The organism is Corallococcus sp. CA047B, assembly GCF_003612065.1.
GTDB classification, from domain to species: Bacteria; Myxococcota; Myxococcia; order Myxococcales; family Myxococcaceae; genus Corallococcus; species Corallococcus praedator.
This window is the reverse complement of sequence record NZ_RAWD01000269.1, coordinates 1-13,337: the sequence shown is the minus strand read 5'-3', so window position 1 is coordinate 13,337 and position 13,337 is coordinate 1. Positions and strand designations below refer to the sequence as shown.

Sequence of the window (13,337 nt, the reverse complement as noted above, 5' to 3'; positions counted from 1 at the left end):
CCTCCGGGGCCTGGGGGTGTGCCCGTGCGTGCGGCGCCTCCTCCGGGCGCGCCGGTGGATCCGCGTGTCGCGGGAGCGCCGGGGGTGCCTCCGCCTGGGATGGTCGCGCGGGGGGCTCCTGGGCCTGTTGCCGCAGGGGCCCGGCCTTCGTCGGCGGGGGGCATTCCCGCCGTGGGGAAGACTCCGCCTCCGGGGATGCGCGCGGCGCCTCCGGGTGTGCCTCCGGGGGCACCGATGCCTCCGCGTCCGGCAGGGCCGCCGGGTGCTCCACTGCCTCCGGGGATGGTGCGGGCGGGACCGCCGCCGGGCCCTGGGGGCATGCCTCCTGGAATGGCGCCTCGGCCTCCTCCGGGGGCTCCGCCTCCCGCGATGGCGGCTGCTCCTGGCGCGGGGCCTGTTCCTCCGGGGCCTGGGCGGCGTCCGTCCGTCACGGGAGTTCCGGTCGCTGGGGCTCCGGGTGCCGCACGGCCGGTGGGACCTCCGGGGGCCGTACCTCCGGGGGGCGCGCAGGGCAGGCCGATGGGTCCGCCGCCTCCGGGAGCGCCTCCGCGACAGGGGCCTCCTTCGGGGGCTGTGCCGTCGGTGGCCTCCGCTGGAAATGCCGGTGGGCCGGTCGCCGTCGCGCCGCCGCGTCCTGGTGCTGTTCCTCCTCCCGGTGGGGTGTCTGCCGCTGCTCAAGCGGGTGGGCCGAATGTCGTCCCGGGGATGCCTCCGGGTGCCTTGCCCCAGGCCGCTGTTCCGGGTGGAGCGAAGGCTCTCGCGGGAACTCCTCCTGGCGCGTTGCCGAATGTGGCCGCTCACGGCGGGGCGAATCCCCTCGCGGGAGCTCCGGCCGCCGTTGCTCCGCATGCGGCGAATACCCTTTCAGGCTCGCCCGTTGGGGGCCTGGCGAACGCCGCTCCTGGGAGCACCGTCGCTCAAGGTGGGTTGGCGGACCCGGGTTCTGATGCATTGTCAGACATCGCGGATGGCTGGTCTTTCGAGAGCGCTCCGGTTGCGCCTCCTGGAGTTTCGGGGGCGGCGAATCCCAGCGTGTCCGGCACTCCGGACGCCGGCGCGGGGGCGCCGCCACCCTCCGCGAAGGCTGCCATTGAGGCACCTCCGGGAGCCGCACCGAACGTTGTTGCCAAGGCCCCGCCCCCTCCTTTGTCCGAGCTGGTGCTGGAGGCTGAGCTTGTCGAAGATGACGACGATGTCTTGATCCCCGAGTCGTTCGACGCCGAGCCCGAATCCTCTCCGACGCTGACGGCCGCTCCGATTCCGCCGGAGCCCGAACCTGTCGCCGTCCTCTCCAGCGACTCCCTCGACTCGGACATCCTCGAGGACGTGGATGTCATGGCGTCCGAGCCGCACGAGGCCCCGTCGCCCGAGGTGGCGGAGCCTGGCTGGGACCTGTTCACGGAGGAGCCCGAGGCCAGCAACGTGTCCTCTCTGGAGGCGAGCCCGAACCCGCTTCCCGCCACCCCTGCCCAGGCACCGCACCCCGAACCCCAACTCGCCACCCCGTTGGCCAGCCACGATGGCGTGCTGGAAGCGATGGAGTTCGAGGACCTTCCGGAGGCGCCGCCCGCCTCGCCGCCTGAGTCGCGCGAAGTGGAGTTGGCTCCCGCACCCGTCGCCGTCGAACCCGCGAAGCCGGTGCCCTCCGTTGCCGAGGCGTCTGTCTTCTCTACGCCCCCGACCTCCTCCGAAAAGGAGCAGTTGGCGCAGTTCGACCCCCGGCTTGCGACGGATGATCTGCCGGTGTCTGTCCATTCCGACACGTCGGCTACGGCCGAAGCCGTGGTGTCTTCGATTGAAGTCCCGGCGCTCCCTGTCGTGGCCGCGCCGGCCGCGCAGGATGTCGACGCCGATTCGCTTGAGTTCAGTCTCGCGGGGGAGTCGCCGCTGTCGCCCGAGGTCCCCACGCCTCCCGCTGCGTCGGTCACGGAGGCCGCCGAGCCCTGGCAGGTCGCCGCCGCGCCAAAGGCCGCCGAGGTATCCCCCGAGCCCGTGCTCACCGCCGAGCCCGCTGCTCCCTCCGAGGAGCCGCGAACCGAACTCCCCCAGGAGTTCGACGTCGCCCTGGTCTCCGACGCCGAAACGCCTCCGGCAGCCGAGCCCGTCCTCGCCGTGGCCCCCTCGCCCATGGAGCCCGTCCTTGCTGTGGCCCCAGCGCCCGTGGAGCCCGAGTTCGCCGCCGAGTCGCCTGCTGTCACGGCGGCGGAGCCCGAGCCTGCCTCCCATTCGCCCGCTCTGACGGCGGCGGAGCCTGAAGCTCCCGCGCAGCCCTCGGAGTCAGCCGCCAGCGCCGCGGATGTCCACGAGGCCGCCGCCATCCCCGAGGACACGGCGCCACCGAAGCCGCGCCTCGTCGTCCCCGCGCCGGCTCCGACCCGCGAGCGGACGCCCATCGCCCTCGACGATCTTCCCGCGTCCTCCGAAGAGCCCATGCAGCTCGCCTCCACCTGGGAGTTCGTGGGCTGGCAGGGCGGGGAAGGGGAGGGCCCCGTCGGTCACACCGCGGACACCACCTGGGCGGACCGGGTCGTCGACCTGGACGGTCCCGCCACGTCCACCCCGGCCGCGAACGAAGGGGGCGTGGCCCTGGCCTCCGCATGGGAGTTCATGCAGCACCCCTGGCAGCCCCAGGCCTCCGAACAACCCGACACCGTGCAGGCCCTGCTCGCCGCCGCCAGCGCGTCCACCGACACGCCGACGAACGGTCCCACCATCACGGCGGATCAGGTCCTCTCCGCGCTGGACACCGCGGACTCGCAGGGCATGGTCGGCAAGGTGCTGCTCGCCTACAGCGCGGGCCGCTTCCGCCGGGCCTTCCTCCTGGGTGACAGCTTCGGCCTCGCGCGCGTGGGCCGCGCCTGGGGCCCGGGCAGCGAACGTCCGGAGGTCTCCGCGCTCAAGGTGGACCTGGACGCGCCGTCCCTCCTCGCGTCCGCGCTGAAGGGCCCCAGCCCCAGCGTCTTCAACGCGCCGCAGGGCCCCCAGGACGAGGCCATCTTCTCCGCGCTGTGCGAGTCCGAATCGCACCTGCTCGTCTTCCCCCTGCACGCGCGCGGTCAGCCCGTGGCGTTCTTCGTCGCTGAAAACGGGCCCGCGCCCGTGGAACTGGACACGCTGGAGGAACTGGGTCGCATCGCCGACCGGGCCGTGGAGATCTGCACCCGCCTGCATCGCTTCCCGTGACCGTCAGCTCCCGCTAAAGTCACGAAGGGCCCCGGCGCATCGGCACCGGGGCCCTTCTTGCTGAAGCCCCTGGCCGCTTCACGCCGATGTCCCGAGCCGCGGCTGCGTGGCCCTGGCAACATCCCGCGCCATGAACTTCCTTCGCGGAGGGCACGCGGTCCCTTCAAGGACCGCCTGGCGCATCCTGCTGCTGGTGCCCGCGCTCCTGGGCGCGACGCCCGCACCTCAAGCCCCCGAGGCGCGACTCGTCGGCGTCTGGGGCAGTGAGCGGCGCCTGGGGCCAGAAGTCCGTGGAGAGCTGACCGTGGTGCGCGGGGAAGGCGCGTGGCGCGCGCGCATCGCGGGCTTCGACGTGCCCGTGAAGGTGGACGGCGCGAAGGTCTCCCTCGTGCTTCCCGGAGGCCAGGGCGAGCTGCGGGGCGCGGTGGTGGAGGACGGAAGGCGCATCCGCGGGCATTGGATCCAGCCCCGCGTCCTGATGAGCGGGATGCGGTTCGCCACCCCGGTGGAGCTGCGCTCCCTCCAGGCGGGCCACTGGCGCGGAACGGTGGCCCCGCTGGAGGACCGGTTCTCGCTGTACCTGGTGGTCCAGAAGCAACCGGATGGCACCCTCGGAGCTTTCTTCCGCAACCCCGAACGGAACTTCGGCAACCGGCGCATGTACCGCGTCAGTCTCCAGGGCACGGGCGTCCGATTCGTCGACACCGCCGGGGGCACGACCTTCGAGGCCACCTACGACGCGCGAACCGAGCGCCTGTCCCTCGTCTACCCGCCGCTGGATACCACCTTCGACCTCACGCGAAGGGATCGCAATCAGGCCGTGGGCCTGTACCCACGCACGCCGGCACCGGGCCCGTACGTGTACCGCGCTCCCGTCGCGGAGGACGATGGGTGGACGACGGCCTCGCTCACCGATGTCGGCATGGAGCCACGACCCATCCGCCAGCTCGTGCAACAGATCCTCGATCAGGAACCAGGGCCCGCACCGGCCCCTGCCATCCAGGGGCTCCTCATCGCGCGCCACGGAAAGCTCGTGGTCGAGGAGTACTTCCACGGCTTCGACAAGGAGCGCCCGCATGACCTGCGCTCCGCGGCGAAGACATACGCGTCGGTGTTGATTGGCATCGCGCTGGACCAGGGCGCGGCCTTCACGGTGGATACGCCCGTGGTCTCCCTGTTCCCGGAGTACGGCGGCAAGCTCGCGCACCTGGACGAGCGCAAACGCGCGCTCACGGTGGCGCACCTGCTGACGATGTCGACGGGGCTCGCGTGTGACGACGAGGACGAGGCCTCACCGGGCAACGAGGAGCGCCTCCAGGACGATGTCCCGGATTGGTACAAGTACACACTCGACCTGCCGATGGTGAGCAAGCCAGGAGAGAAGGGCGTGTACTGCTCAGCGAACATCAACCTGCTGGGCGGCGTCCTGCGCAACACCACGCGCACGTGGATCCCGGAGTTCTTCGCGCGCAACCTGGCCGCGCCCCTCCAGATGCGCGACTACCACGTGGACCTGATGCCGTCGGGCGAGCAGTACCTGGGCGGGGGCATCTACATGCGGCCACGCGACGCCTTGAAGCTGGGGCAGCTCTATCTGTCCGGGGGCACCTGGAACGGACGCCGCGTCGTCAGTCAGCGCTGGGTGGAGCGCTCCATCGCGAACCACGCGACCCTGGCCCAGGGTTCGACGTACGGCTACACGTGGTGGCGGCATGAACTGCGCGTCGGCGACCGCGTCTATTCCGAATACGAAGCGAGCGGCAACGGCGGGCAGTTGGTGATGGTCATTCCCGAGCTGGACCTCACCGTCCTCTTCACCGCGGGCAACTACAACCACGCGGCGCTCTGGCGGAAGTTCCGGGAGGAGCTGCTGCCCCGCTTCATCCTGGGCGCCGTCACCGTGAAGTAAGGCCCGGCGGCGCCCCCACGGCAGGAGGGGCACCGCCGCTCTGGCGACCTAGCTGCAGCCGCTCGTCGTGCCGCAGTTCGCGCACTTGTAGCAGGCGCCGCTGCGCACGGTGATGGCGCCGCAGGTGTGGCAGGGCGGGGCGTCCGCCTGGTTCAGGTACGTGCTGCGCGAGTGGCTCACCGCGGACAACTGCAGCGTCTGCGCGGGCACCTCGGCCTTCACCACCGGCGCCGGACGGGCCTCTTCCACCGGTGTCACCTCCGCGTCGTCACCGCACGGCGCGGTGGGCAGGAACTTCAACGACAGCCACCGGAAGATGTAGTCCGTGATGGACTTGGCGATGGGGATGTTCGGGTTGCCGGTGAAGCCGCTCGGCTCGTAGCGGGTGTGGCAGAACTTGTCCGCCAGCACCTGCATGGGCACGCCGTACTGGAGCGCCAGCGACACGCTGGTGGCGAAGCCGTCCATCAGGCCGCTCACCACCGAGCCCTCCTTCGCCATCACCACGAACAGCTCGCCCGGCGTGCCGTCCTCGTACATGCCCACCGTCAGGTAGCCCTCGTGGCCGCCGATGGAGAACTTGTGCGTGATGGACTGACGCTCGTCCGGCAGCCGGCGGCGGTGCGCCTTCGGCTCGGGCGTCACCACCGGCACGGCCTCCGCCACCACGCGGGGCGCGTCCTTGGGCTTGTCCTGCGAGGTGTTGAGCGGCTGCGTGCGCTTGCACCCGTCGCGGTACACGGCGACGGCCTTCAGGCCGCTCTTCCACGCCTCCAGGTAGGCCTTCTCGATGTCCTCCACCGTGGAGTCGGTGGGCATGTTGACGGTCTTGCTGATGGCGCCGGAGAGGAACGGCTGCGCCGCCGCCATCATCTCGATGTGGCCCATCCAGTGGATGCTGCGCTGGCCCTTGGACGGCTTGAACGCGCAGTCGAACACCGGCAGGTGCTCCGACTTGAGATGCGGCGCGCCCTCGATGGTGTCGTGCTTGTCCAGGTACGCGATGATGTCCTGCGCCTGCGTCTGCGGGTAGCCCAGCTTCTCCAGCGCCAGCGGCACCGTCTGGTTGACGATCTTCAGCATGCCGCCGCCCACCAGCTTCTTGTACTTGATGAGCGCGATGTCCGGCTCGATGCCGGTGGTGTCGCAGTCCATCATGAAGCCGATGGTGCCCGTGGGGGCCAGCACCGTCACCTGGCTGTTGCGGTAGCCGTGCTCCGTGCCGCGCGCCAGCGCGTCGTCCCACGCCTGCTTCTGCGCCTGGAACAGCTCCGCGCTCACGCCTTCCGCCTGGAGCTGGTAGGCCGCCTTGCGGTGCTTGCGGATGACGCCCAGCATCGGCTCCGCGTTGTTGCCGTAGCCCTTGAACGCGCCCTGCTTCTGGGCGATGCGCGCGCTCGTGGCGTAGGCCTCGCCGCACATCAGGGACGTGATGGCCGCCGCGTAGTTGCGGCCCGCCGGTGAGTCGTAGGGCAGGCCCGTCGCCATCAGCAGCGCGCCCAGGTTCGCGTACCCCAGGCCCAGCGGACGGTAGTCGTGGCTGTTCTGGGTGATGCGCTCGGTGGGGTAGCGGCTGAAGCCGACGATGATCTCCTGCGCCAGCAGCACCACCGACACCGCGTGCTTGAACGCGGTCACGTCGAAGCCGCCCTCCAGCGTGCGGAAGTGCATCAGGTTCAGCGACGCCAGGTTGCAGGCCGAGTCATCCAGGAACATGTACTCGGAGCAGGGGTTGGACGCGTTGATGCGCGCCGTGCCGGAGCACGTGTGCCACGCGTTCACCGTGGTGTCGTACTGGAGGCCCGGATCCCCGCACAGGTGCGCCGCCTCCGCGATCTCCCGGAACAGCTCCCGCGCCTTGTACGTCTCCATCACCTGGCCGTCGCGCACCGCGCGCGTCTGCCACGGGCCGTCGTTCACCACGGCCTTCATGAAGTCGTCCGTGACGCGCACGGAGTTGTTCGAGTTCTGGAAGTAGACCGACCCGTACGCCTCGCCGTTGAAGGACGGATCGTACCCCGCCTCGATCAGCGCCCAGGCCTTCTTCTCCTCGTTCGACTTGCAGCGGATGAACTCCAGGATGTCCGGGTGCTCGGCGTTGAGGATGACCATCTTCGCCGCGCGCCGCGTCTTGCCACCGCTCTTGATGACGCCCGCGAACGCGTCGAAGCCGCGCATGAACGACACCGGGCCGGATGCAGTACCGCCACCCGCGAGCAGCTCCTTGCTGCCGCGCACGGTGGACAGGTTGGTGCCCGTGCCGCTGCCGTACTTGAAGAGCATCCCTTCCGTGCGGGCCAGCCCCAGGATGGACTCCATGTTGTCGTCCACGCTGTTGATGAAGCACGCCGAGCACTGCGGGTGCTCCTCCACGCCCACGTTGAACCAGACGGGCGAATTGAAGGCCGCCTTCTGGCGCAGCAGCAGGTGCGTCAGCTCCGCGTGGAACGCCTCGCGGTCCACCGCCGACGCGAAGTAGTTCCCCTCCGCGCCCCAGCGGGTGAGGGTGTCCACCACGCGCGCCACCAGCTTGCGCACGCTCGTCTCACGCTCCGACGTGCCGGGCGTGCCCCGGAAGTACTTCGACGCGACGACGTTCGTCGCCAGCATCGACCAGGACTTGGGGACCTCGATGTCCTTCTGGTCGAAGACGACCTTGCCGTCCTCGCCCTTGATGCTCGCGCTGCGGTACTCCCACGCCAGCTCGTCCGCGGGGTCCACCCCGGGCGTCGTGAAGAAGCGCTCCACGGTCAGCCCCGTCGTCGTCGTCGCCGTCGCCGCCTTCCCCTTCACCCGCGCCCCGCGACGCTCCTTGCCCCCGACCACCGACTTGCCGCCCAGGTCCTTCTCCATGACGCCCACCTCCATATGCACTGAGAGTACGGATGCAAAATTCGCAAAATCGCCAACGCCGCGAGATCCCAGGGGATCGGTTGATCTCCGAAGGACAGAAAGGAGCGACGTCTGGATGGAGCAAGGAGGCAGGTTCCAGCGGACTTGGAGCTGGAATCCGGGCCCGGGCCTGACTGCCCTCCCGCCGGGCGGGCGGATCCATATGATCGCTCACGGGGTCCGTCAAACATCACCTGCTGCCCCTACATCTAGCATTTGAAGTCTGCTTACACACTTCATCTTGTGGGTGAGTCTGTCTGCGAACACCCGGGGCGCTGCTCACCTGCGCAGGGGGTGTGGGCTTGATACAGGGCTGATCTAAGGCCCCACCATGACGGTGGCAATGGATGCTTCGCAGGCAATGTAGTGTCATGACATTACAAACCCGGGCCGCAGGCGGAGGGCACCCGGCCAAGGGCTCGTGATCACTGGCGGATGTTTGCTGTCAGTCCGTGCGCCCAGCCTGGGGGCGGTCCGCCGCCGGGACGAGGAAAGGACGCAGGGGAGGGGCCTGGGACGGTCGGTTGCTGAACGGCGGCGTCGATTTCGCCGCCGGGCCGCGTTAGGAGGCCGACATGCCCCCTCCCTTTGAACGCCACGTCTTCGTCTGCACCAACCGCCGCCCGGACGGGAATCCGAAGGGCTGTTGCGCCACCAAGGGCGGGGAGGAGGTCCGCGCCGCCTTCAAGGCGGAGCTGGACAAGCGCGGGCTCAAACGCACCATGCGCGCCAACGCGGCCGGCTGCGTGGACACCTGCGCGTTCGGCGTCTCCGTGGTCGTCTACCCGGAGGGCACCTGGTACGGCGGTGTGAAGGTGGAGGACGTCCCCACCATCGTGGAGGAGCACCTGGTGCAGGGGCGCCCGGTGGAGCGGCTCTTGATGCCCTTCAACAAGAAGGCGGAGCGCTGAAGGCGATTCCCTTCCGAAGAAGGAAACCGCCTCGCGCCCCGCCTCGGGGTACCGCGACGTCGTGGCGCCGGTGACTAGCGGCGCTTGCCCAGCAGGCGCATCAACGACAGGAACAGGTTGATGAAGTCCAGGTAGAGCGTGAGCGCGCCCACGATGCTCACCGTCGCGTTGCTCTGGAAGCCCGTGCCCGCGTGGTACTCGCGCAGCTTCTGGGTGTCGTACGCGGTGAGGCCCGCGAAGATGAGCACGCCGGCGCACGCGCTGACGAACGACACCGCGTCATTGCGCATGAACAGGTTCACGATGCCCGCGATGACGATGCCGACGAGGCCCATGTAGAGGAAGGTTCGCCAGCCGCTCAGGTCCTTCTTCGTGACGGTGCCGTAGACGGCCATGGTGCCGTAGACCGCCGCGGTGATGAAGAACACCTGGGCGATGGAGCCCGCCGTGTAGATGAGGAAGAGCACCGACAGCGTCACGCCCGTCAGCGCCGAATAGCCCAGGAACAGCGCCGCGGCCACCGGGCCGGAGATGCGGGGCGCCAGGAACGACAGCGCCATCACCACGCCGAACTGCACCAGCAAGAGGCCCATGCGGTACTGCGCCACCGCCTGGAGCATCGCGTTGCTCGACAGCGTCACCGCCGCCATGACGCCCGTGAGGGCCAGCCCCGCGAACATCCAGCCATGGACGCGCGTCATGAACGCGCGCTGCGACTCCTGCATCAGCACCGAGTCCACTTCGCTCGCCCGCCCGCTCTGCCACCCACCAGAAGATTCCCACGCCATGTGCTTTCGTATCCTTTCGTGCCGGGACGGCTGCCCGGCTGCTGTGTCCTGTTGTAACGCGGAGCCTTGGGCGGTGCCTTAAAGGGCCTTCCAGGCCAACAAAAGCTTCGCCGCGACTTCCGTGGTGATGAGGGGCAGCACGCCCCCTCCGCCCACGATGTTGACGATCTCCGACATGGAGCCCCGGCACACCCCGCCCCACGCGGGCTGCTTCGTCAGGCCCACCGACGCATAGGCCGAGTAGTCGACGAAGAACGACGTGGGCAGCACGCTGTTCTGACCACACAGCAGGTGCTCCTCCGGCTGCGTGTCCACCACCTCCTGCACCACGAAGCCGCCGCCCTGGGTGTCCGTGGCCGCGCGCACGCACAGCTGCGCCCACGTCAGGGACTCGCCATAGGCGCCCTTGACGCGCTCCTCGTAGGGCACCGTGCCCACCGAGCGGCCCAGGAACACCGCCTTGCCGCCGTAGTCCCACGCGCGCTTGAGCACGAAGCGCGCGGGCTCCTCGGACACGCGCGCCACCACGTCGTCCACCTTCGCGCCGTCCGGGCCGGTGCCGGGGCCGTGGCGGAAGGGGCGCGTCCAGGGCACCGCGGCGCGAATCGCCTCCAGCTCGTCCGGGGTGAGGCCCGCGCTGTCCGCGAGCGCGGGCTCCGTCAGCGCCTGCGATAGCAGCGCGAACGTCGTCTTCACCTCCACCTGCGAGGCGGGCGGGTTGAGGAACACCGCCTTCTTGCCGGGCACCGTGCCCAGGAAGTCCTCCACCCAGGGGGCAGGGGACTGCTCCAGCCGGCGCACGAACAGGTGGCGGTAGACCAGGTCGTACTTCTTGCCCCGCACCGTGAAGGCGTCCTCGCCGGACACGTCCTCCGGGTGCACGACGTCCGCGTCCGCGCCGAACTCGCGGAAGCGCTCGCACAGCCAGCGCAGCTCCGTCACCTGCGCGTCGTTCTTGCGGCACAGGAGCGCCACCGTGTCCGGCATCGCCCCGTCGCGCTCGGCCGCGTAGCCGTCCAAGAGGGCCCGGTAGAGCGCCAGCGCGTTGTTGCCGTTGAGCGTGTGCAGCGCCGCCAGCCCCTTCTCCGGGTAGCGCAGGTGCCGCGCGACGACCTCGATGAAGGAGCGCGCCGCGATGTCCGAATAGCCCTGCATGGCCGGGATGGTCGCGTTGACCTCCAGCGCCCAGGGACGGCCCGCGGAGACGAAGTAGTCCACGCGCGTCGTCGCCAGCCTGCGGCTTTGTTCCCAGGTGCGCTCGGCCAGGGAGCGCTCCAGCGGGGACAGCGCGCCGAGCAGCCGGCCCGGGTCCTCGCCGGCGAGCACCGCTCGCGCCATCTTCAGCGTGGCGGAGGCCAGCTTCGCGGACAGCAGCGCGCGGCGTTTGATCTCCTCGGCGTCGAGGATGACGGGCGTGGCGGTGATGGGGATGGGCAGGGTGCTGCCATCCGGCTTCGTCACCGCGAGACCGCGCTCGTAGGCCAGCTTCGCCAGCTCCGGTCCGAAATAGTGTGCCTGCCTGCGCAGGACATCCATGAACTCTTGCACGCGCGGAACCTACGACCCCTGGGGCTCGTGGGTCCACAACCCGTGACCCGTCGGCCTGTTCCCCAGGCCAGCACCCGGCGCGCCGTGTCCTGCGAGCGGCCGGGCGTGGGGGCAGGTCGCCCCAGGTGCGCCGTGCCCCGGGGGCCTTGGGTTGGCGCTTCCGCTCCTGGCTTGCGCCCGGGTGGCGAGGTCGCTTAAAACAACTCAGTTGCTTTTCGAGATTGAGTGGACGTGAGCCGCCTCCGACGCCACCCCAGCACGAACCGCCCCGCGTCGCGCCTGTTGGCGTGGCAGTGGGTGCTCGTGTGCGTGCTGGCGTACGTGGGAAGCGTCCTCCACTTCGCGCTGGTGCAGCACACCACGTGCCTGGAGCACGGGGACGTGATGCACGTGAGCGAGGCCCCGTCGCATGGGGGCCCGTCGGAGGAAGAGGTCTCCTTCGACGACGTGCGTGTGGCCCGGGCGCCCCAGGCGCAGGCCGTGCCGCACAGCGCGGAAGCCCACTGTCACCATGCCTTCCTTCGCCGTGAGGCCCCGCCTCCGGCTGAGTCCGCCCCGATGCTGGTGGCGGTCTCCACGCGCTCCAATCCGGCGCTGGCGGTGTTCCGCTTCCACGCGGCCCCCGTCGCGCTGTTGAGACTCGCGCCCAAGTCGTCGCCTCCGCGCGCCTGATTCCGGCCCACGAAGCCCGTCGTTCCCGCCCGGCGTGTGTCCGCGGTCCGGGAAGCGTCCGGGGCTTCCGGAGCCTTCGTCGCGCGCGCTCCCGTCCCTTCGCGGTGACGTGACGCCGCGAGGGGCTTCGGCCGCTCCCGTTCCGCGCGCTTCGTCCCGCTGAGCCCCCTTCCAGGCCCCGTCGCGTTTTTCGCGTGCGTCCGTTCCCTCCTTCCGGGGCGGTGCACCGTGGGCGCGCGGGGCCTGGAGTCCCCGCAGTCCATCCCCGTGGAGTTCCACACCATGAAGAACAAGCTGCTGTCCGCCGTGTTGCTGTCCGCCTCGCTCCTCGTCTCCGCGTGCGGCGACGACGCCGAAGAGTCCACCGGCGACGAAGAAGGTTGCGAGCACCTGCAGGAAGGCCCCGCCGTCAGCGTCACCGCGGCCACCTCCGGCACGGGCCCCGCCGTGAGCAACGACCACAAGCGCTACGACATCGCGCTGGTGGACGTGACGGGCGGCAAGGGCGGCGCGGTGTCCTTCGCCGTCTCCGAGGCCACCGACTACGTCCTCTTCACAAGCGCGGATGTGCCGGTGAAGGTCACCAACGGCGCTGGCACGACGGTGGAGTTCGAGGAGAGCACCACCAGCTCCACGCTCTGCACCGACATCAAGGGCCGCCACATCGTGCCCCTCACGGTGGGCACGCACACGCTCACCTTCGGCCCTTCGACGCTGTCCTCCGTGTCGCTCGTCATCGAGGAGTCGGGCGAGCACGACCACGACCACGAGTAACCGCCGTTCCCCCTTGAGTCCCCACAGGAGCCAGACATGGGTACCTTTCAGCAGTTCCTCGACGACCAGAAGATCTCCCCCGCGGTGCTGCTGCGCCGCTCCCGCCAGCTCGAATCCCAGTCTTCGGAGGACCGCGTCCTCAAGCGCAAGCGGTCCGCGCGCCGCCGCGAGAAGGAGGGGCAGCAGAAGCCCTACGCGGAGCTGGGGCTGGGCAAGCCGCGCAGTGGCCGGGGCCTGAGCGAGCAGCAGCTCACCGCCGCGCGCGAGGACCGTCCGGTGTCCCCGCGCGTGCGCTCCAAGGTGGTGCGCGCCATCAACGCGCTGCTCACCAAGAACGGCGGCACCCCCGTGGACGCGAAGGCGCTCTTCGGTGAGGTGGCCGCGCGCGTGGGTCCCACGACGAAGAAGGCCAGCAGCTAGTCCCCGCTTCACCTCGCGAGGCGCCCCATGTCCCAGCCGCATGCCGTCCCTGCCGCCGCTGTTCTTCCCTGCGACGTTCGCCGCGACGGCGACCGTCTGTTCGACGTGGCCATGTGGTGCCTGGGCCAGGACGTGCGTTGCCCGGACGGCAACGTGCTCCTGCGCCACGGCCTCGTGCGCGAGCCGCGTCCCGAAGGCGTGGAGGGGCAGAGCGCGTACCCTGTCTCTTATTACACATCT

At 70.0% G+C, this 13,337-nt stretch carries 9 protein-coding genes and 1 pseudogene; 7 read left to right on the top strand and 3 right to left on the bottom strand.

Annotated features, from left to right (window positions below):
• The first annotated feature begins 1,197 nt into the window (after positions 1-1,197).
• Both D7X74_RS44485 and D7X74_RS31420 read left to right on the top strand, forming a co-directional pair.
• A complete protein-coding gene (locus D7X74_RS44485; RefSeq protein ID WP_233602338.1) occupies positions 1,198-3,183 on the top strand; it encodes a hypothetical protein in 1,986 nt (661 codons plus the stop codon).
• Between the two features lie 130 nt (positions 3,184-3,313).
• Positions 3,314-5,092: a serine hydrolase gene (locus D7X74_RS31420; RefSeq protein ID WP_120536700.1), complete on the top strand. Its 1,779-nt coding sequence runs from the start codon at positions 3,314-3,316 to the stop codon at positions 5,090-5,092.
• Positions 5,093-5,140: 48 nt separating this feature from the next.
• Here D7X74_RS31420 and D7X74_RS31415 read toward each other — a convergent pair whose 3' ends face one another.
• Positions 5,141-7,945 carry a vitamin B12-dependent ribonucleotide reductase gene (locus tag D7X74_RS31415; RefSeq protein WP_120536703.1) on the bottom strand — a complete coding sequence of 935 codons (2,805 nt, stop codon included), beginning with the start codon at positions 7,943-7,945 and terminating at the stop codon, positions 5,141-5,143.
• Between the two features lie 614 nt (positions 7,946-8,559).
• Between D7X74_RS31415 and D7X74_RS31410 the strand changes: the two genes are divergently transcribed.
• On the top strand, positions 8,560-8,895 hold the full coding sequence (locus tag D7X74_RS31410) for a ferredoxin (RefSeq protein ID WP_120536699.1): 336 nt from the start codon (positions 8,560-8,562) through the stop codon (positions 8,893-8,895).
• A 74-nt stretch (positions 8,896-8,969) separates the two neighbouring features.
• Here D7X74_RS31410 and D7X74_RS31405 read toward each other — a convergent pair whose 3' ends face one another.
• Together D7X74_RS31405 and D7X74_RS31400 are read right to left on the bottom strand one after the other, a co-directional pair.
• Positions 8,970-9,683, bottom strand: a complete 714-nt coding sequence (locus D7X74_RS31405; protein ID WP_120536698.1) for a Bax inhibitor-1/YccA family protein — start codon at positions 9,681-9,683, stop codon at positions 8,970-8,972.
• Between the two features lie 78 nt (positions 9,684-9,761).
• On the bottom strand, positions 9,762-11,231 hold the full coding sequence (locus D7X74_RS31400) for a hypothetical protein (protein WP_120536697.1): 1,470 nt from the start codon (positions 11,229-11,231) through the stop codon (positions 9,762-9,764).
• Positions 11,232-11,462: 231 nt separating this feature from the next.
• Between D7X74_RS31400 and D7X74_RS31395 the strand changes: the two genes are divergently transcribed.
• The 4 genes and pseudogenes from D7X74_RS31395 to D7X74_RS31380 all read left to right on the top strand — a co-directional run.
• Positions 11,463-11,903 (top strand): hypothetical protein, encoded by a 441-nt coding sequence (locus D7X74_RS31395; protein ID WP_120536702.1) that lies wholly within the window; start codon positions 11,463-11,465, stop codon positions 11,901-11,903.
• Positions 11,904-12,185: 282 nt separating this feature from the next.
• The gene (locus D7X74_RS31390) at positions 12,186-12,677 is read left to right on the top strand and encodes a hypothetical protein (RefSeq protein WP_120536701.1); all 492 of its coding nucleotides are present in this window, start codon (positions 12,186-12,188) and stop codon (positions 12,675-12,677) included.
• A 36-nt stretch (positions 12,678-12,713) separates the two neighbouring features.
• Positions 12,714-13,097, top strand: coding sequence for a hypothetical protein (locus D7X74_RS31385; RefSeq protein ID WP_120536696.1), 384 nt, complete (start codon positions 12,714-12,716; stop codon positions 13,095-13,097).
• Positions 13,098-13,124: 27 nt separating this feature from the next.
• A pseudogene (locus D7X74_RS31380) lies at positions 13,125-13,337 on the top strand (hypothetical protein); the annotation flags it as partial.

Excerpts from the sequence above, each read along its gene's own strand:
- D7X74_RS31420 (WP_120536700.1), top strand. The coding sequence starts at position 3,314 with ATGAACTTCCTTCGCGGAGGGCACGCGGTCCCTTCAAGGACCGCCTGG.
- D7X74_RS31415 (WP_120536703.1), bottom strand. The coding sequence starts at position 7,945 with ATGGAGAAGGACCTGGGCGGCAAGTCGGTGGTCGGGGGCAAGGAGCGT.
- D7X74_RS31410 (WP_120536699.1), top strand. The coding sequence starts at position 8,560 with ATGCCCCCTCCCTTTGAACGCCACGTCTTCGTCTGCACCAACCGCCGC.
- D7X74_RS31405 (WP_120536698.1), bottom strand. The coding sequence starts at position 9,683 with ATGGCGTGGGAATCTTCTGGTGGGTGGCAGAGCGGGCGGGCGAGCGAA.
- D7X74_RS31390 (WP_120536701.1), top strand. The coding sequence starts at position 12,186 with ATGAAGAACAAGCTGCTGTCCGCCGTGTTGCTGTCCGCCTCGCTCCTC.
- D7X74_RS31385 (WP_120536696.1), top strand. The coding sequence starts at position 12,714 with ATGGGTACCTTTCAGCAGTTCCTCGACGACCAGAAGATCTCCCCCGCG.